General features: G+C 43.2%; 19 protein-coding genes. 17 read left to right on the top strand and 2 right to left on the bottom strand.

What is annotated here, in order from left to right:
• The first annotated feature begins 3 nt into the window (after positions 1 to 3).
• The 8 genes from CKV81_RS05275 (at position 4) to CKV81_RS05240 (ending at position 6,617) form a co-directional block, all read left to right on the top strand.
• A complete protein-coding gene (locus CKV81_RS05275; RefSeq protein WP_157727371.1) occupies positions 4 to 414 on the top strand; it encodes a hypothetical protein in 411 nt (136 codons plus the stop codon).
• 197 nt (positions 415 to 611) lie between these two features.
• Positions 612 to 809 carry a hypothetical protein gene (locus CKV81_RS05270; protein WP_095071134.1) on the top strand — a complete coding sequence of 66 codons (198 nt, stop codon included), beginning with the start codon at positions 612 to 614 and terminating at the stop codon, positions 807 to 809.
• Positions 810 to 1,190: 381 nt separating this feature from the next.
• On the top strand, positions 1,191 to 1,736 hold the full coding sequence (gene rfbC, locus CKV81_RS05265; protein ID WP_095071132.1) for a dTDP-4-dehydrorhamnose 3,5-epimerase: 546 nt from the start codon (positions 1,191 to 1,193) through the stop codon (positions 1,734 to 1,736).
• A 131-nt stretch (positions 1,737 to 1,867) separates the two neighbouring features.
• On the top strand, positions 1,868 to 2,947 hold the full coding sequence (rfbB, locus tag CKV81_RS05260; RefSeq protein WP_095071130.1) for a dTDP-glucose 4,6-dehydratase: 1,080 nt from the start codon (positions 1,868 to 1,870) through the stop codon (positions 2,945 to 2,947).
• Positions 2,948 to 3,009: 62 nt separating this feature from the next.
• A complete protein-coding gene (locus CKV81_RS05255) occupies positions 3,010 to 3,399 on the top strand; it encodes a four helix bundle protein (protein WP_095071128.1) in 390 nt (129 codons plus the stop codon).
• Positions 3,400 to 3,549: 150 nt separating this feature from the next.
• The gene (gene rfbA / locus CKV81_RS05250) at positions 3,550 to 4,410 is read left to right on the top strand and encodes a glucose-1-phosphate thymidylyltransferase RfbA (protein ID WP_095071126.1); all 861 of its coding nucleotides are present in this window, start codon (positions 3,550 to 3,552) and stop codon (positions 4,408 to 4,410) included.
• A gap of 206 nt (positions 4,411 to 4,616) precedes the next feature.
• Entirely contained in the window at positions 4,617 to 5,918 is a 1,302-nt protein-coding gene (gene rimO, locus CKV81_RS05245) for a 30S ribosomal protein S12 methylthiotransferase RimO (RefSeq protein ID WP_095071124.1), read from the top strand.
• Positions 5,919 to 6,239: 321 nt separating this feature from the next.
• Complete coding sequence (locus CKV81_RS05240) at positions 6,240 to 6,617, top strand: septal ring lytic transglycosylase RlpA family protein (RefSeq protein ID WP_095071122.1); 378 nt, start codon at positions 6,240 to 6,242, stop codon at positions 6,615 to 6,617.
• A 140-nt stretch (positions 6,618 to 6,757) separates the two neighbouring features.
• Here CKV81_RS05240 and CKV81_RS05235 read toward each other — a convergent pair whose 3' ends face one another.
• Both CKV81_RS05235 and porX read right to left on the bottom strand, forming a co-directional pair.
• Positions 6,758 to 7,516 (bottom strand): exodeoxyribonuclease III, encoded by a 759-nt coding sequence (locus CKV81_RS05235; protein ID WP_095074262.1) that lies wholly within the window; start codon positions 7,514 to 7,516, stop codon positions 6,758 to 6,760.
• Between the two features lie 148 nt (positions 7,517 to 7,664).
• Positions 7,665 to 9,209: a T9SS response regulator signal transducer PorX gene (porX, locus tag CKV81_RS05230; RefSeq protein ID WP_095071120.1), complete on the bottom strand. Its 1,545-nt coding sequence runs from the start codon at positions 9,207 to 9,209 to the stop codon at positions 7,665 to 7,667.
• A 330-nt stretch (positions 9,210 to 9,539) separates the two neighbouring features.
• Between porX and CKV81_RS05225 the strand changes: the two genes are divergently transcribed.
• From CKV81_RS05225 to CKV81_RS05185, 9 genes are all read left to right on the top strand, one after another.
• On the top strand, positions 9,540 to 10,754 hold the full coding sequence (locus CKV81_RS05225; protein ID WP_095071118.1) for an HD domain-containing protein: 1,215 nt from the start codon (positions 9,540 to 9,542) through the stop codon (positions 10,752 to 10,754).
• 63 nt (positions 10,755 to 10,817) lie between these two features.
• Entirely contained in the window at positions 10,818 to 11,489 is a 672-nt protein-coding gene (locus CKV81_RS05220) for a hypothetical protein (protein ID WP_157727370.1), read from the top strand.
• Between the two features lie 75 nt (positions 11,490 to 11,564).
• Positions 11,565 to 12,596, top strand: coding sequence for a UDP-3-O-(3-hydroxymyristoyl)glucosamine N-acyltransferase (gene lpxD, locus CKV81_RS05215; protein ID WP_095071114.1), 1,032 nt, complete (start codon positions 11,565 to 11,567; stop codon positions 12,594 to 12,596).
• Positions 12,589 to 13,986: a bifunctional UDP-3-O-[3-hydroxymyristoyl] N-acetylglucosamine deacetylase/3-hydroxyacyl-ACP dehydratase gene (locus tag CKV81_RS05210; RefSeq protein WP_095071112.1), complete on the top strand. Its 1,398-nt coding sequence runs from the start codon at positions 12,589 to 12,591 to the stop codon at positions 13,984 to 13,986. The genes lpxD and CKV81_RS05210 overlap by 8 nt, the downstream gene beginning before the upstream one ends.
• A 7-nt stretch (positions 13,987 to 13,993) precedes the next feature.
• Complete coding sequence (lpxA, locus tag CKV81_RS05205) at positions 13,994 to 14,782, top strand: acyl-ACP--UDP-N-acetylglucosamine O-acyltransferase (protein WP_095071110.1); 789 nt, start codon at positions 13,994 to 13,996, stop codon at positions 14,780 to 14,782.
• Between the two features lie 111 nt (positions 14,783 to 14,893).
• The gene (gene efp / locus CKV81_RS05200; RefSeq protein ID WP_095071108.1) at positions 14,894 to 15,457 is read left to right on the top strand and encodes an elongation factor P; all 564 of its coding nucleotides are present in this window, start codon (positions 14,894 to 14,896) and stop codon (positions 15,455 to 15,457) included.
• An 81-nt stretch (positions 15,458 to 15,538) separates the two neighbouring features.
• A complete protein-coding gene (locus CKV81_RS05195; protein ID WP_095071106.1) occupies positions 15,539 to 16,438 on the top strand; it encodes a UDP-3-O-(3-hydroxymyristoyl)glucosamine N-acyltransferase in 900 nt (299 codons plus the stop codon).
• An 89-nt stretch (positions 16,439 to 16,527) separates the two neighbouring features.
• A complete protein-coding gene (gene sucD / locus CKV81_RS05190) occupies positions 16,528 to 17,400 on the top strand; it encodes a succinate--CoA ligase subunit alpha (protein WP_095071104.1) in 873 nt (290 codons plus the stop codon).
• Between the two features lie 26 nt (positions 17,401 to 17,426).
• A complete protein-coding gene (locus tag CKV81_RS05185) occupies positions 17,427 to 18,095 on the top strand; it encodes a porin family protein (RefSeq protein ID WP_095071102.1) in 669 nt (222 codons plus the stop codon).
• The last annotated feature ends 1,226 nt before the right edge of the window (positions 18,096 to 19,321 follow it).

Raw genomic sequence — 19,321 nt, 5'->3', positions numbered from 1 at the left:
CAGTTGAACGCAAAAGAAAAACAATGGGCAGTTTTAATACTTCTGCCCATGATGTATGCAATAACGGTGACAGTTTATCCGTTTCCGCCGGATTTTGATATTTCCAGATTCCTTTCATTTTACAGTGAATTCAGTCGGCCGGATTTGACATGGGATAAAACAGTCGGATTATTGAAAATTTCTCCGGATATTATTTCGGGGTTGCTGGAACTGAGTCTGGCGAAAATGGGAATCCCCGTTCAGTTTTTTTTCTTTTCGGTGACGTGGCTCACCATATTCTTATTTTTGCTCGTGTTCCGGCTTCTGCATGTGCACTGCAGAAAAAAGGAACCCGAGATGTGGATGTTTGTTTTTGTTTTGATGTCTGTGTCGGTTTATGCAGTTTTGTCCGGGATTCGTAATATCCATGCCTAATCTGTTGTTTCCCTGGCTTTGTATCTGTTTTTTTGCCGCAACAGAAAAACAGCCGCTTATCTCCTGATCGGCTATGCTTCACGGTTTCATTTTTCCTGGCGTCATGCATTTAGTCCTGTTTTGTCCTGCATTTAGTCCCGTTTGGTCTTCTTCTTAGGCCTGCGGTTGCCGGAAATTTGCGTAAAAGATTTTTAAATATGCGAAAAATAGTAACACCGGTCGACATTGCAGTGCTCTTTGGCAAAAGCCGGAGGCAGGCGTCACGGATCCTGGCATCCGTAAGAAAGGAATTGGGGAAAAAACCGCATCACAAAATTACTGTGACCGAATTTGCAGCCTATTTTGGCATCAGTACTCAGGAGATTGAAGACATCATATTTTTTAACGACAACTGAAACCTCAATGGTTATTGGTAATACCTGCGCCTTTTTAACGAAACCACTATCTGGAGTGGGGCTGAGCTGAGTCTGATATATTATGCTGAGACGAGGATTAGCTTTGTTGCATAACCTTTTAGGGTTTATATTGTTAAAAATCTGTGAATTTATTTTATCCGTGCCTTGAAGGAGTGCTATTGAGGGTGAAATTCGTGGTGATGAATCGTCCTCGCAGATTGGTGATTGAGCGGAGCCGAAATCACCGGTCACCACAAACCCTCAAACCCAAACATAATGTCAGACCCTCTGACATTCTTCCTTCGTTAAAACAGTTCATTTTCCTCTCTAATACTTTCCTAATTGCCTCAGTAATTTTATCTTTGCTGAGACAAAAACATTATGAAAATAAAAGAAACGCCTCTTAAAGACTGTTACATCATCGAACCCACCGTCTTCGAAGACGGACGCGGCTATTTCTATGAAAAATATAATGAAAAGAAATTTGAAGAACTCACCGGGATGAACGGCCATTTCGTGCAGGATAATATCTCAAAATCAGCTTATGGCGTGCTCCGCGGCCTGCATCTGCAGAAAGGGGAGCATGCCCAGGCAAAACTGGTATCATGCCTGGAAGGCAGAGTATGGGATGTCGCCGTCGATCTGCGCCCCGAGTCGCCGACTTTCGGTCAGTGGTACGGCGTGGAACTCACACCCGGAAACAGACTGCAGTTCTATGTGCCGCGCGGCTTTGCACACGGATTTTCGGTGCTTTCAGAAACCGCCGTCTTTGCCTACAAGTGCGACAATTTTTACAGTAAAGAATCCGAAGGCGGCGTCATCTGGAACGATCCCGACCTGAACATCGACTGGAAACTTCCCCTCGGAGACATCATACTCTCTGAAAAGGATAAAGTCCTCGCCACTTTCGCCGAAAGAAATTTTTAATCCATCACCCACTCAACCACTAAACTACTAAACCACTCAACCACTAAACTACTAAACCACTCAACCACTCAACCACTCAACCACTCAACACTCAACCACTCAACCACTAAATAACTCAACTACTCACACAAATGCACTCAATCCTCATCACCGGCGGCGCCGGATTCATCGGTTCACACGTCGTTCGCGAATTTGTAAAGAACCTCCCGGATACCCAAATCATCAACCTGGATGCTTTAACCTATGCCGGAAACCTTGAAAATTTAAAGGATATTGAAAACGAACCCAATTACGTTTTCGAAAAAGCCGACATCACCAAACCGGAAGAACTGAAAGCCGTTTTTGAAAAATATAAGCCGGATGCAGTAGTCCATCTGGCTGCAGAATCGCATGTGGACCGAAGCATCACCGATCCCAATGCCTTCATCAACACCAACGTGATCGGAACAGCAAATCTGCTTAATCTGTGCCGCGAATACTGGACTTTAAATCCCGAGCACACCCACGGGAATTTCCCGGACGGGAAACGAACCAACCTGTTCTACCACGTTTCCACCGATGAGGTCTACGGTGCCCTGGGCGAAACCGGATTCTTTACCGAAGAAACACCCTATGACCCGAAATCGCCTTATTCCGCGTCCAAAGCAGCATCCGATCATTTGGTCCGTGCCTACGGCAACACCTACGGGATGCCCTTCATCGTTTCAAACTGCTCCAACAATTACGGGCCGAACCATTTCCCGGAAAAACTCATTCCCCTTTGCATCCATAATATTTTGAACGGAAAACCCCTGCCAATCTACGGCGACGGAAAATATACCCGCGACTGGCTTTATGTGATTGATCATGCCAAAGCGATCTTCCGCATCTTCCACGAGGCCAAAACCGGCGAAACCTACAATATCGGCGGCTGGAACGAATGGCAGAACATTAATTTGGTTAAAGAACTGATCAGGCAGGTGGACCAAAAAATAGGCAATCCTGCGGGGTATTCCGAAAAACTGATCACCTTTGTAAAAGACAGACCGGGGCACGACAAACGCTACGCCATAGACGCTACAAAACTCAACAAGGACCTCGGCTGGAAACCGTCCGTAACCTTCGAGGAAGGCCTCTCCAAAACCATCGACTGGTTCCTCAACAACAAAGAATGGCTGGATAACGTAACTTCGGGGGACTATCAGAAATATTACGAAGAGCAGTATAAGTAAGTTGTAAAAGTAGTTAAGTGGTTTAGTAGTTTAGTAATTTAGTTTTTGCAAGTTTGTAGGGTATGGCTTATGCGAACTCATTTAATGATTTAATGGTTTATCAGAAGGCATTTGATACTGCCATGGAAATTTACAGGGTAAGCAGGTCATTTCCTCCTGAAGAGCGATATTCACTCACAAGTCAGATCATAAGATCATCGCGTTCAGTTTGTGGAAATATCGCCGAAGGTTGGAGGAAAAGACGGTATCCCAAACTTTTTGAAAACAAACTGACAGATGCAGATGGTGAAGCAACAGAAACACAAAACTGGCTCAACTTTGCCTTGGCCTGTGATTATATTGACAATAAAACTCACAATAGAATTTATGAAGAATACAACGAAATACTCTCAATCATAACCAGTATGATTATCAATTCCGATAAATGGACCTTGCCTCCCAAAAAAAAGTAAAGTCCCCACTAACCCACTCAACCACTCAACCACTAATCCACTCAACCACTAAACTACTAAACCACTCAACCACTAACCCACTAACCCACTCAACCACTAACCCACTAACCCACTCAACCACTAACCCACTAACCCACTCAACCACTAACAATGAAAGGTATCATATTAGCCGGCGGTTCCGGCACAAGACTCTATCCGTTAACAATCGCTGTAAGCAAACAGCTCATGCCGGTGTACGACAAACCGATGATTTACTATCCGCTTTCGACCTTGCTTTTGGCGGGCATTAAAGATATTTTAATCATCACGACGCCTCACGATCAGGAAGGCTTTAAAAAACTTTTGGGCGACGGTTCATCAATTGGATGTAACATTCAGTACAAAGTTCAGCCAAGTCCGGACGGGTTGGCGCAGGCGTTCATTTTGGGAGAGGAGTTCATTTGCGGCGATTCGGTAGCACTCGTTTTAGGCGACAACATCTTCTACGGAACCGGCTTGGCACAGCTTCTGGAAAGTAAAACCAATGTGAGCGGCGGCTGCGTTTTCGCCTATCAGGTCACCGATCCGGAGCGTTATGGCGTGGTGGAATTTGATGAAAACTTGAAGGCTGTTTCCATCGAAGAAAAACCGGCGGAACCAAAATCGAACTACGCAGTTCCTGGCCTGTATTTCTACGATAATTCTGTGGTGGAATATGCTAAAAACCTGAAACCGTCCCCCAGAGGAGAACTCGAAATCACGGATATCAACAAAATTTATCTGGAAAAGGGGCAGCTGGAAGTAGGGGTGATGTCCCGCGGGACCGCCTGGCTGGATACCGGAACCTTTGATTCGCTGCATGAAGCTTCGGAATTTGTGAAAGTTCTGGAAAAAAGACAGGGTTTCAAAATCTCCTGTATCGAAGAAATCGCCTACAAAAAAGGATTCATCAATGAAGAGCAGCTTCTCGAATCCGCCAAAAAATACGGCAAAAGCGGCTACGGCGATTATTTGAAAAATTTGGTTAAATAAGCAATGCTAAAATAAAAAAATGAGTTTTGGTTTAAATTAAATGGGGCCACTTGAAACGCTTGAACCGTTTGAACCATATGGTGCCATTTTTTACTTTTAATAACCATAAAGGGAATCAGTGATTTGGTTCTCTTTTTTATTCCTAAATTTGCACGCCCAAACGCTAACAGACAAAATCAAACGCTTAAACAACATCAACCATCATAATGCGCACAAAATCAACAGGAACAAAAAAAATAAACATCATCACTTTAGGCTGCTCCAAAAACGTAGTGGATTCTGAAGTCTTGATGGGACAGCTACAGGCCGGCGGTAAGGAAGTGGTTCACGAAGACCGCGGCGACATTGTCGTCATCAATACCTGCGGATTTATCGACAATGCCAAGGAAGAAAGCGTGAACACCATTTTGGATGCAGTGGAAGCCAAAGAACGCGGCGAGATTGAAAAAGTCTATGTCATGGGTTGCCTTTCGGAGCGTTATAAACCGGATCTGGAAAGAGAAATCCCCAATGTGGACCAATATTTTGGGACGCGGGATTTGCCGCTGTTGCTGAAGCAGCTCGGCGCAGATTATAAACATGAACTGGTGGGGGAGAGGCTTACCACCACACCCAAACATTTTGCCTACCTGAAGATTTCCGAAGGCTGCGACCGCCCCTGTTCATTCTGTGCGATTCCGTTGATGCGCGGCGGACACGTTTCTAAACCCATTGAAAATTTGGTGATGGAAGCTGAAAATCTGGCTAAGAAAGGAACGAAAGAGCTGATCTTAATCGCACAGGATTTAACCTATTACGGACTGGATATTTATAAGAAAAGAGCCCTGGCGGATTTGCTTCTGAGGCTTGTAAAAGTGGAGGGCATTGAATGGATCCGGCTGCATTACGCTTTTCCTTCCGGTTTCCCTGAAGATGTTCTGGAGGTGATTAAAAATGAGCCGAAAGTCTGCAACTATATCGATATTCCGCTGCAGCACATCAATTCGGATTTGCTGAAATCCATGAAACGCGGAACCACCCATGAAAAAACGGATGCCCTTTTGGCAAAATTCCGTGAGAAAGTGCCGGATATGGCGATCCGTACCACGCTGATCGTGGGTTATCCAGGGGAAACCGAAGAGCGTTTCCAGGAACTGAAAGCCTGGGTGGCGGAACAGCGTTTCGACAGGCTGGGCTGTTTTACTTATTCTCATGAGGAAAATACCTCCGCTTATCAGCTTGTAGATGATGTGCCGCAGGAAGTGAAGGAAGCACGCGTTGAGGAAATCATGGAACTGCAGTCGCAGATATCATGGGAAAAGAATCAGGAGAAGATCGGTAAAGTTTTCAAATGCATCTTCGACCGTAAAGAAGCAAATTATTTCGTAGGCCGCACCGAGTTTGATTCTCCGGATGTGGACAACACCGTGCTGGTGCCGGCAGAAAATACCTATATCTCCATCGGTGATTTTGCAGAGGTGAGAATGACTTCATCAGAAGAATTTGATCTGTATGGCGAACTGGTATAAAAGAAGCAGATTAAAAATTTAAAGCCTTTAATGAAATACTGAAAGGCTTTTTATATGAATTTACATTTTCAATAATTACTGATTATCAGCTGGTTATGTTTAAAATTTTAAAGTTTTATGGGTTAAATAGTTATTTTCGTTAACATCTGAATATGAATTTTAACACTTTTTAACGAATCCTGCCAAATCCCGTATTCAAGCGGCTTACACGGGTATTTAACAAAATTTTAAGAATAAGTTAACGGGTTTTAACAAATTAAATTTTGTTCATATGGGACCGGCGATACCTTTGCCCCGTCAAAACAAATAAAAATATTCAAAATGATGAAAAGAGTCTTTCTCGTAATCATAATGATGATTTCAACGCTTGGTCTGTATTCTTTCAAAATCAGTGCCAATGATAACGATGAGGTGAAAACAAGTTATGCGTCGTATTATCACGACAAATTCAACGGTAAAAGAACGGCAAGCGGTGAAGTGTTTCACAATTCAAAATTCACGGCGGCCCACAGAACCCTGAGATTCGGGACGAGAGTAAAAGTGACAAACCTGAGAAATGGTGAAAGCGTAGTGGTAACGGTCAACGACAGGGGGCCTTTCCATTCATCCAGAGCTTTAGACCTTTCCAAGGCAGCTTACGATGAAATTGGAAACCTTAAGTCCGGAACCATGCCGGTGGAATACCAGGTTATCGATTAAAACATTTTACGTTTTTTATTACAGTACAGGCCAACTTTAACGTTGGCTTTTTTTATTTCCGGGACCTTTTACCTTCATACCGCTTGATGCCACTGCATTTCGCATCCCTGCGCCAAAATGGTTGCGGTTTGCGCCAACTTCTATAGTTCCACCATTACCGGACAGTGATCCGAATGAAAAACCTCTTTCAGGATCACAGCGCGCTGCAGGCGCTCTTTCATCGAACGGGAAACAAAATGGTAATCTAAACGCCAGCCTTTGTTGCGTTCGCGCGAATTTTGCCGGTAGCTCCACCAGGTATAATGATCAGGCTGTTCATTGAAGAAACGGAAGCTGTCAATCAGCTCACATTCCTCAATAAATTTGGTCATCCATGCTCTTTCCATGGGCAGAAACCCGGAAACATTTTTTAGTCCCACCGGATTATGGATGTCAATCGGTTTGTGGCAGATATTGAAGTCACCCGATATCACCAGATTCGGAATCGTTTGCTTTAATGCTTTAATATAATCCAGAAAATCGTAGCAGAACTGCATTTTAAAGTCTAAACGCTCAATATTGGATGCGGACGGCACATAGACCGAAATCACCGAAAAATCATCAAAATCTGCCCGCATAATCCGGCCCTCGGAATCGTAATGCTCAATGCCGCAGCCGTAAACGACATGATTTGGCTTTATTTTGGAAGCAATCCCAACGCCTGAATAACCTTTTCGGATGGCGGAATGCCAGTAACTGTGATAACCGATTTTTTCCAGAGCTTCAATATCGATCTGGTCGTTCCCGGCTTTGCTTTCCTGGATGCAGATGATGTCGGGGTCTGCGGTTTTCAGCCAGCCGGTAAAATCTTTGGTAAACGCTGCACGGATGCCGTTGACGTTGTAGCTGATGATTTTCATAATTTTTAAAGACAGATGGCCACAAAGATAAACAGAAAGTTCCCCGGTCCCGCGCATTCGGGATGAGATTTAGACAAAACAAAAGCGGAAGAAATCACAGTGACTTCCTCCGCCTGAAACCCAAAATCAAATAAACTATGAAAAAAAACTATTTGGGTTCTAAGATGCTGATCGGGATAATGCATTCTTCCAGCGATATCCCGCCGTGTTGGTACGTGTCCTTATAGTAATTCACGAAGTGGTTGTAGTTCTTCGGATAGGCCAGGAAGATGTTGTTCTTGGCGAAGATATATTTGGAGCTTAAATTCCCTTTCGGCAAAAACATTTTCTCAGGATTGGAAACCGCCCACACATCAGAGTCTTCATAAGTCAGACTCCGTCCTGTTTTGTAGCGGATGTTGGTTGAGGTTTCCCGGTCGCCAACCACTTTGCTTGGTTTCTTCACATAGATCATGCCGTGGTCGGTAGTGATCACCAGTTTGAAGCCGTTTTCAGCCGCCGTTTTAATGATTTTAATTAAAGATGAATTCTCAAACCAGTTGTAGGTGAGCGATCGGAACGTTTTATCATCCCTGATCAGCTGGTCCACAATGGAGTTGTCGGTTTTGGCGTGCGAAAGAATATCGATGAAATTGTACACAATCACCAGCAGATCATTGTTTTTATGCTGGTTGAAATCATCCAGAATTTTTCTCTCAAAATCGGCATTCAGGATTTTCAGATACTTCATGGTTTTGGATGAAAGCCCAAGGCGTTTCATCTGGTCTTCCAGAAAATCCCTTTCAAATTCGTTTTTATTGCCTTCCTCGTTATCATTGAACCACTTGTCGGGAAAGCGCTTTTCAATTTCCGACGGCATCAGACCTGCAAAAAAGGAGTTTCTCGCATACTGTGTTGCCGTCGGCAGGATGCTGTAATAATAATCTTCCGAAGTTTTGTTGTAAAACCTGGTGAACAGCGGCTCAATCACTTTCCACTGGTCATACCGCAGGTTGTCGATCACCAGCAGCAGGACTTTGTCCTGCTCCACTTCTGCCTTTACCTTATCTTTAAATAAAGTGTGGGTCATCATCGGCTTTTCGTTGCTGTTGAGCCAGTCCTCGTAATGGTTTTCTACAAATTTGGCAAACTGGATGTTCGCTTCTTCTTTCTGCGACTGCAGTAAATCGGCAAACTCATTGTCAAAAACACGGTCAAACTTGATTTCCCAGTTCAGGATTTTCAGGTAGTATTCTGCCCAGTCCTGGTAAGTCCGCAGGTAGGAAAGTTCCATGCTCAGATTGCGGAATTCCTGCTGGTATTCCAGAATGGTTTTTTGTTCCACCAAAGTGTCCTCCTGAAGATTTTTCTTTAAGGAGAGCAAAACCTGGTTCGGATTCACCGGCTTCAGGATATAATCCGAAATCTGCGAGCCGATCGCCTGTTCCATAATATGCTCCTCTTCATTTTTGGTCACCATTACGATCTTCAGGGCGCTGTTTTTGCCTTTGATCATTGGGATGGCTTCAATTCCGGAAATTCCCGGCATATTTTCATCCAGAAGCGTGAGTTCAAAATTTTCATTTTCGATCAGGTCCAGCGCTTCATTCACGTTGTTTACGGGCGTTACGGCATAACCTTTCTTTTCAAGAAAAACAATGTGTGGTTTCAGCAGGTCCACCTCATCATCAATCCATAATATTTTTCCTGACATATTTCCTTTCTTTTTTATACGTGGCGTAAAGTCCAAAAATACGACCAAAAGCTGTTAAGTTTAACGTAAAAAATAACCCTGAATAGTTAAAAATAAGTTAAACGCCGGTTCACGGATTTTAATGAATTATAGTATATTTGGCTGAGATTTATCTTGATGGTGCAGGCTCTGGTTGCCGTTTTCCATCCCGGCTGCAGAACTGACAAAACACGTGGGGGTCAAAAACTGACCCAACGTGATTCGGAAGGTTTCGGAAGGGTCAGCGTGTCTTTTGGCTGATTTGATGACCGCGAAGAAAGAAACTCACACATTAAAACCTTTGATGCCCAGATGCAGAACAAACTGAAAATCATCAACGATCCCGTACACGGATTCATAAAAATACCTTACGAAATCCTCTTTGATGTCATCGAACATCCTTATTTTCAGCGGCTGAGAAGAATCGGACAGACCGGATTGCTCAACCTCATTTTTCCGGGAGCGGTGCATACCAGGTTTCACCACGCATTGGGAGCCATGCACCTGATGTTCACCGCTTTGGAAACTTTAAAGCTTAAAGGAGTTACGATATCGAAAGAAGAAGAAAAAGCGGCAATGCTGGCGATTCTGATGCACGACATCGGTCACGGGCCTTTTTCCCATGCTTTGGAAAATATGCTGATGGAAGACTGGCATCACGAGAAACTGTCGCTGTTGCTGATGGATAATCTCAACCGCGAATTTGGTGGCGAACTGTCAATGGCGGTTGAGATGTTTAAAGGCAGGTACCACCGCAGATTTTTCAACCAGCTGATTTCTTCGCAGCTCGATGTGGACCGGTTGGATTACCTCAAGCGCGACAGTTTTTTCACCGGAGTGTCCGAAGGGAATGTGAACACCGAACGCATCATATCGATGATGAATGTTTCAGGCGACGAACTGGTGATCGATGCGAAGGGAATTTACTCGGTTGAAAATTACCTCACGGCACGGATGTTTATGTACTGGCAGGTGTATTACCACAAAACGGCCGCACTTTCTGAACATATCCTTGTGAAAATCCTGGAGCGGGCAAAACAGTTGACTTTGTCCGGGAAAAATCTGCCGGCTTCTGAAAACCTGACGTATTTCCTGAATAAAAATACATTTTCAGAAGGATCGGAAGAAGACATACGGAGATTCACCGAACTGGATGATAATGATGTCATTCAGGCAATGAAATTCTGGCAGAACGATGATGATCTGATCCTGTCCTACTTCTGTAAATCGGTGATTAAGAGACGCTTGCCCAAAACCATCATTTCGTCCCAGCCGTTTGATGAAGAATTCATCCGGGAAAAAATTTCAAAGACCAATTCATTTTTCAGTACCACCCATGGGGATAAAGTAGTGGAACAGATTTCCAGAAGTTTACTGCCTTATAACAAAGCAAAACAGCCGGTTTACCTTCTTCGAAAAAACGGTGAAACAATAAAACTGGATGAGTTTGAAAGCCAGATTCTGTCATCTTCCATCACGGAGCTGAACACAAAATACATTCTTTATTTTCCAAGGGAAATCAGTTAACAGGCTTCATTTTTCAGAAAATAACTGGATGGCACTGAAATTGAAATGTTTAAGCTAAAAAAAATGAAAATCCTTTCGGTTCTTACAGCATTGACGGTTCTTGCGTGTCAGCCTGGGAAAACGGAAACAGCGCAAAAGCAAACCATTTCAGAAAATAAGGTGGAAAATTCTGTGATCCCGGCGGAAATAAAGCCAAAAGACTCATCATTCAAAAATGGTGAAGGCCTAAAAGCCCGGATTCCGGAAAAAGACACCCTCAAAAAAGCCTTTACAGCTGAAAAACCCTTTGCAGAAGCTGACGCATCATTCCAGTGGGACGCCAATCAGAAACTGGAAAAACTTCTGAAACGTTATGGGAAAAATATTCCGAACTATTACAGTGGTGCTTTCATTAATGATAAAGGAAATCTGGTCATCAATATCAGGGGAAACCTGCAAAAAGGGAAATCAGAAGTCATAAAGATTATTGGTGCCAGGAATGTTTTGTTTCAGAATAAAACTTACTCATACAAAGAGCTGAATGACATTATGAATTTTCTGAATGAGTTTGCTCAGAACCCTCAAAATCGGGACAAAATGAAGAATGTTCCGTGCTGGGGCTTAATGGAGCTTGAAAATTATGTGGAAGTTTGCATGTTAGAAAATACTCCCGAAAAACAGGCAGAATTTAGGAAGAATGTTCTGGATTCTGATGCGATCAGGTTTAGGAAAAGTGGGCCGATGGTTTTTCATTAAGCGATCCAGTGAATAATACTTGCTGAAAGGTAAAAAAACATCCCAATATTTCATAATTTCGTATCTTTGCACGATATGGAATTTACAGCATCGCAGATTGCAGGCTTCATCAACGGAAAAATCATTGGCGACGAAAATGCAGTGATTACAGGCGTTTCACCAATCGAAAGAGGTGAAAAAGGGCATATGTCCTTCATTGCGCAGGATAAGTTTGCGGAATATCTCAATACTTCAGAATGCTCGGTCCTTATCGTTTCAGAAAAACTTTTAACCAAAGATTCCTATAATCCTACGATTATTGCGGTAGATGATGCTTACCTGTCTTTTCAGGTTTTAATGAATCTTTATGCGGAAATGCAGGGCCGGAAATCCGGAATTGAAAGCAACACCCACATTCATGAAACTGCCGCACTGGGCGAAGAGATTTACGTCGGTGCCTTCACTTATATTTCAGAAAAAGTAAAGATAGGAGCCGGCTCACAGATTTACCCTCAGGTTTTCATCGGTAAAAATGTGAAAATCGGCAAAAACTGCAAGATTTTCAGCGGTGTACGCATTTATGATTACTGCGTCATTGGCGACAACTGTATCGTTCATTCCAACACGGTGGTCGGTTCGGACGGCTTTGGATTCCAGCCTTCCCAGGACGGCTACAGCAAAATTCCGCAGTTGGGAAATGTGGTCATCGAAGATGATGTGGAAATTGGCGCAAACTGTACCATAGACCGCGGTACCATCGGCTCTACCGTCATCGGAAAAGGAACCAAAATCGATAACCTGATCCAGATTGCGCACAACGTGATGATCGGGCAGCATAACGTCATCGCCGCACAGGCGGGTATTGCAGGCTCTGCAACCATCGGCGACTGGAACCAGATTGGCGGTCAGGTGGGTATTGTAGGCCACATAAAAATCGGAAATCAGGTGAAAATCCAGGCGCAGAGCGGGGTGAACAGCTCCGTAAAAGACGGTGAAATTCTTTACGGCTCACCGGCGATCAGTGCCGGCGATTTCCGCAGGAATTATGTGCATTTCCGCAATTTCAGCGAGATCGTAAAACGTATTGATAATATTGAAACCAACTCAAAAGATCAGACGAATGAGTGATAAGCAAAAAACACTGAAAGAAGAAGTGACGCTTTCCGGCATCGGACTTCATACCGGTAAAGAGGTCACCCTTACCATAAAACCTGCAAAGGAAAATACAGGTTTTGTTTTTGTGAGAACCGATTTGGAAGGGCAGCCGCATGTGGAAGCGGACGTGAACTACGTGACCACCACCGAGCGCGGCACCACCCTGGAGAAGTTAGGGGTAAGGATCCACACCTGCGAGCACCTGCTGGCGGCGTTGGTGGGTTGCGATGTGGATAATGCCATTTTGGAAATGAACAGCGCTGAACCGCCGATTATGGACGGTTCTTCAAAATATTTTGTCGAAGCGGTAGAGAAGGCCGGTATTGTGGAACAGTCTCAGAACCGCGAGTATATGGTGATTAAAGAAGTGCTGAGTTATGTGGACCCTAACACCGGCTCTGAAATTACCATCATTCCTTCCGATAATTACGAGATCACCACCATGGTCGACTTCGGAACCAAAGTGCTCGGAACACAGAACGCGACTTTAAAGGATATTTCTGAATTTAAGGATGAAATAGCCTCCGCAAGAACTTTCAGCTTTCTGCACGAACTGGAGACACTCCTGGATTCCGGGTTGATAAAAGGCGGCGACATATCCAACGCCATCGTTTATGTGGATAAGGAGCTCACGCCCGAAACCGCTGAAAAACTTAAGAAGGCGTTTGATAAAGACGATGTTTCCATCCGTCCGAACGGGATTCTGGATAACCTCACTTTAAATTATCCAAACGAGGCAGCCCGCCACAAGTTACTCGATGTCATCGGTGATTTGGCATTAACAGGCGTAAGGCTGAAAGGAAAAGTGATTGCAAACAAACCGGGACATTTTGTCAATACCCAGTTTGCAAAAAAACTCAACCGCCAGTGGAAGCTTCAGAAAAAGAAAAATGTACCGGATTTTGATTTGACCAAAGAACCGGTTTACGACATCAACGGGATCATGAAACTGATGCCGCACCGGTATCCGTTCCTTCTCATTGATAAGGTTCTTGAGCTTTCGGATACCCATGTGGTAGGATTGAAAAACGTGACGTTCAACGAACCGTTTTTTGTAGGCCACTTTCCGAAAGAGCCGGTGATGCCGGGCGTTCTGCAGGTAGAGGCTCTGGCCCAGACCGGTGGAATTCTGGTTTTGGCAAGCGTTCCGGATCCGGAGAATTATTCAACGTATTTCATTAAGATTGATAAGGTTAAATTCAAGAGAAAAGTAATCCCTGGGGATACTTTGATCTTTAAAATTGAACTGATTGAACCGATCAGGAGAGGGATTGTTCACATGCAGGGTTATGGATATGTCGGCGACAGCGTGGCTGTGGAGGCAGAACTGATGGCTCAGGTTGCAAAAACTAAATTGGATTGATTCGCAGATGATACATCAGTTAGCCGCAGTTGATAAACGTGCAAAAATTAAGAAAAACGTCATTGTAGAACCGTTTACAACGATTGCCGGTGATGTGGAAATAGGAGAGGGTACCTGGATCGGCCCAAACGTAACCATTATGGACGGGGCCAGGATTGGTAAAAACTGTAAAATTTTCCCCGGGACGGTGATCGCAGGCATTCCGCAGGACCTTAAATTCGAAGGTGAAGATTCCCAGGTGATTATTGACGACAACACCACCATCCGCGAAAGCGTGACCGTGAACCGCGGCACCAAAGCGTTAGGTTATACCAGGATCGGGAAAAACTGCCTCATCATGGCCACTTCACACATCGCCCACGACTGTGTGATTGGCGATAATGTAGTGATTGTCAATGGCTGCGGAATTGCCGGACACGTGGAAATCGGGGATTTTACCGTCATGGGCGGGCTTTCAGCGGTGCACCAGTTTGGGAAAATCGGGAAGCACGTCATGATATCCGGCGGAACTTTGGTGCGGAAAGATATTCCCCCGTATGTGAAAGTGGCGCGTGAACCGATGTCTTATGCCGGAATTAATTCTGTAGGCCTGAGAAGAAGAGGCTTTACCAACGATAAGATTTTTGAAATTCAGAAAATCTACAGATACCTCTTCCAGTCTAAGATGAACATCACCCAGGCCTCAGCATTGATTGAGAAAGAAATGCTCCCCACTGCAGAACGCGACGAAATCCTTGAATTTATCAGAAACTCCCCCCGGGGAATCGTTAAAGGTTACGGTACAGGTAGGGAATAGATAAAGCATACATAAAGCATGGATAAAGCATGGATAAAGCATGGAATGACCCCAAAGTCATGCGCCCTCAGATTTTTAATATTAACAACCCCTTTAAATAATATTTCTTAAATGGCAACAAGCAACGATATCAGAAAAGGTCTGTGCATCGAGTACAGCAATGATATTTTTAAAGTAATTGAATTCCTGCACGTAAAACCGGGCAAAGGACCGGCTTTCGTAAGAACAAAACTGAAGTCTGTAACCAACGGTAAAGTGATTGACAATACGTTTTCTGCAGGCCACAAAATTGATGAGGTAAAGGTAATTACCAGAAAATTCCAGTACCTGTACGATGATGAGAACGGTTTTCACTTCATGAGCAATGATGATTTCTCTCAAATCTATATCAACAAGGAAATGATTGAGAATGCGCAGTTCATGAAACCGGGCGAGGAAGTAACCATCATTTTGAAAGAAGCTGATGAATCACCACTTTCTGCTGAGATCCCGCCAACGGTATATCTTGAGGTTGTGGAAGCCGATCCGGGCGTAAAAGGAAATACCGCAACCAATGCCCTGAAAAATGCCATCGTGGAAACAGGCGCAAGGGTGATGGTGCCTTTGTTCATCGAACCGGGTGATAAAATCAAGGTGAATACCGAAGACGGTTCTTACCTGGAAAGAGTAAAATAAGCCGGGAGCCGGAAGCACGAGGTCAGAAGACTTAATGTTTCCGGTTTCTTTTTTTAACTTTCATCTTCCAACCTCCATCTTATGACCTTTAACCAACCACAGAATTTAAAGACCATCGCCGCACTCATCGGGGCAAAATTTGTTGGTGACGAAAATTTTCAGGTTTTCGGGACCAATGAAATCCATATGGTAAAACCCGGCGAAATCGTGTTTGTGAATCACCCTAAATATTATGATAAAGCACTCAATTCTCCTGCAACGATTATTTTGATTGATAAAGAAGTCGATTGTCCCGAAGGTAAAGCTTTGCTGATTTCAGATGATCCATTCAGGGATTTTAATAAAATTAATACCCATTTTACCAGAATTTTCAATTTCAGGGAAGAACTTCATAATGTTGAAGTGGGCGAAGGCACATTCATTCATCCTACCGCTGTAATCGGAAATGATGTCACCATTGGCAAAAACTGCCATATCTTTCCAAATGTGGTGATTGGCGACCGTACCGTAATCGGTGATAATGTGGTGATTCAGGCCAACACGGTTTTAGGCGGTGACGCTTTTTACTACCGGAAGCTCAACGGCAGTTTCGACAGGCTGATCTCAGTAGGAAATGTGGTGATAGAAAATAATGTCGAAATCGGTAACGGCTGCACAGTCGACCGCGGGGTAACGGATTCTACAGTCATTGGTGAAGGTTCAGTTTTAGACAATCAGATTCAAATCGGTCACGACACCGTTATCGGAAAAAAATGTCTGATTGCTTCACAAACCGGTATTGCCGGCTGTTGCGTGATAGAAGATGAGGTTACAATCTGGGGACAGGTGGGTATGGCTTCCGGCGTAAGAGTCGAGTCAGGAACCGTGCTTTTAGCGAAATGCGGTGTGAACAGGGACTTGAAAAAGGGAACCTATTTTGGCCCGATTGCAGAAGAGTTCAGGGAATATTTAAGAAAGGAAGTGAAGCTTAAGAATTTGTAAAAACAGGTCCGCTTTTCACAAAATTTCAATTTTATTGAGTAAATTTGTGGAAATCTTAACTCAGAAAAAATAAATTAAAAAAATAAAAAATGTCAGTATTAGTAAACAAAGATTCTAAAGTAATCGTACAGGGATTTACAGGTAACGAAGGAACATTCCACGCAACACAGATGATTGAATACGGCACCAACGTCGTAGGTGGTGTAACTCCGGGAAAAGGAGGTTCTGAGCACCTGGGGAAACCGGTTTTCAACACTGTGGCTGAAGCTGTGGAAAAAGCAGGAGCCAATGTTTCCATCATCTTCGTACCGCCGGCATTTGCTGCAGATGCGATCATGGAGGCCGCAGATGCGGGAATCAAAGTGATCGTTTGTATTACAGAAGGAATTCCGGTTGCTGATATGGTAAAAGTAAAATCTTATATCGCTGACAGAGACTGCAGACTGATCGGTCCGAACTGTCCGGGAATCATCACTTCAGATGAAGCTAAAATCGGAATTATGCCCGGCTTCGTTTTCAAAAAAGGAAAAGTGGGAATCGTGTCAAAATCAGGAACCTTAACTTATGAAGCTGCGGATCAGGTGGTGAGAGCCGGGTACGGTGTTTCTACCGCAATCGGTATCGGTGGTGACCCAATTATCGGTACTACCACTAAAGAAGCCTTGGAACTGTTCATCAACGATCCGGAAACTGATGCCGTTGTAATGATCGGTGAAATCGGCGGATCACTTGAAGCTGAGGCTGCCAGATGGTATAAAGCAAGCGGTTCTGCAAAACCGGTTGTAGGTTTCATCGCTGGGCAGACGGCACCAAAGGGAAGAACCATGGGCCACGCAGGAGCAATCGTGGGCGGCGCAGAAGATACAGCGCAGGCTAAGATGGAAATCATGCGCGAGAATGGTATCAACGTTGTAGATTCTCCGGCTGATATCGGTGCTACTGTCGCTAAGGTATTAGGTTAAAATATTGCTCACAGACACAAATGGCTATGAAAAGATTACTAATTGGCACTGCACTGCTGGCATTTATAAACCTCAGTGCGCAGGTCGACTTCAGTTCCACAAGATTTGGTATTACGGGAGGTTATAATTACTCCCGTGTTCAGAATGCCCACAATCCGTCCGGCCCAAGACATACTTTGCAGGGCGGCTTTTTGGCACTGATACCTGTAGACCGTAATGATCAGTTCTACATACAGCCGGAGGTGGTGTATTATGGTGCCGGCGAGACCGGGAAAGATAAGAATAATAAAGGATCAGCAGGTTATGATGCTGTGTATGCCAACAGTTACATCAGCGTTCCTCTTTATTTTAAAGGCTATTTCTCTGAAGCAGAATCCGAGTTTTTTGGAATGGCGGGGCCAAGATTTGATTTTCTGATTAATCAAAAAGTTGAAAACCCGGCCAGACAGGTATACACCGTCGAAGGCGATGCTAAATATCCAGGGATTAATGGCAAGGCTGCCGGTTTTGGCTGGGGTGTTGGCTTGGGTATAGGTTTCAGTTATAAAAGAAAACTTGAACTGGCAGGCAGGTACGATTTGGGAATCTCAAACACTTATCCGGACCTTGTAGAATCCTATACAGGAGATCCAAATACTGAAAAGAAAAAATCTCAGCAGGTGGCAAGTGTTACTTTAAGCTATATTTTTGATTAAATTTTATCGGAATATTTAATTAAAACCCGGCGCAGCTTTGCTGCGCCGGGTTTTTTACCAAGAATGAATCAGAAGTTAATTTTTCTCACAAATCAGTGTAATTTCTGTCCCTCATATAATAAGTTCCTGCAAAAAACACATTTTCTATCATGTTCATTTTTCACAATTAATCAGAAAATCTGCGTAATCTGTGCAATCTGCGGGATAAAAAGATATTTCTACAGTTAAATTTTCTCACCAATCAGCGTAATTTCTGCCCGTCATAAAATAAGTGCCTACAAAAAACACATTTTTAGCATGATCATTTATCACAATTAATCTGAAATCTGCGTAATCTGTGCAATCAGCGGGAAAAAAGATATTTCTACACTTAATTTTTTCTCACAAATCAGTTTAATTTCTGCCCGTCATATAATAAGTTCCTGCAAAAAACACATTTTTAGCATAATCATTTTTCACAATTAATCAGAAAATCTGCGTGATCTGTGCAATCTGCGGGATAAAAAGATATTTCTACAGTTGATTTTTCTCACAAATCAGTATAATTTCTGTACGTCATAAAATAAAAACCTGCAAAAAACCCATTTTTTATCATGATCATTTTTCACAATTAATATGAAAATCTGCGTAATCTGTGCAATCAGCGGGATAAAAAGTTCTATAGTTAATTTTTCTCACAAATCAGTGTGATTTCTGCCCGTCATATAATAAGTACCTGCAAAAAACACATTTCTATCATGATCATTTTTCACAATTAATCAGTGAAAATCTGTGAAATCTGTGCGTTAAATTCCCTGCACAATCAGCGGGATAAAAAGATATTTCTACAGTTAATTTTTCTCACCAATCAGCGCAATTTCTGCCCGTCATAAAATAAAACACATTTTTTATCATGATCATTTTTAAAATTAATCTGTGAAAATCTGTGAAATCTGTGCTGTAAATTCCCTGCACTATCAGCACAATCAGCGGGATAAAAAGATATTTCTACAGTTAATTTTTTTCACTGATCAGTGTAATTTCTGCCCGTCATAAAATAAAACACATTTTTTATCATGATCATTTTTAAAATTAATCTGTGAAAATCTGTGAAATCTGTGCTGTAAATTCCCTGCACTATCAGCACAATCAGCGGGATAAAAAGATATTTCTACAGTTAATTTTTTTCACAGATCAGTGTAATTTCTGCCCGTCATAAAATAAAACACATTTTTTCATGATCATTT

Source organism: Chryseobacterium taklimakanense (assembly GCF_900187185.1).
Classification (GTDB): domain Bacteria; phylum Bacteroidota; class Bacteroidia; order Flavobacteriales; family Weeksellaceae; genus Planobacterium; species Planobacterium taklimakanense.
The sequence above is the reverse complement of the archived record's forward strand: the minus strand, read 5'-3'. Positions and strand labels throughout refer to the sequence as shown.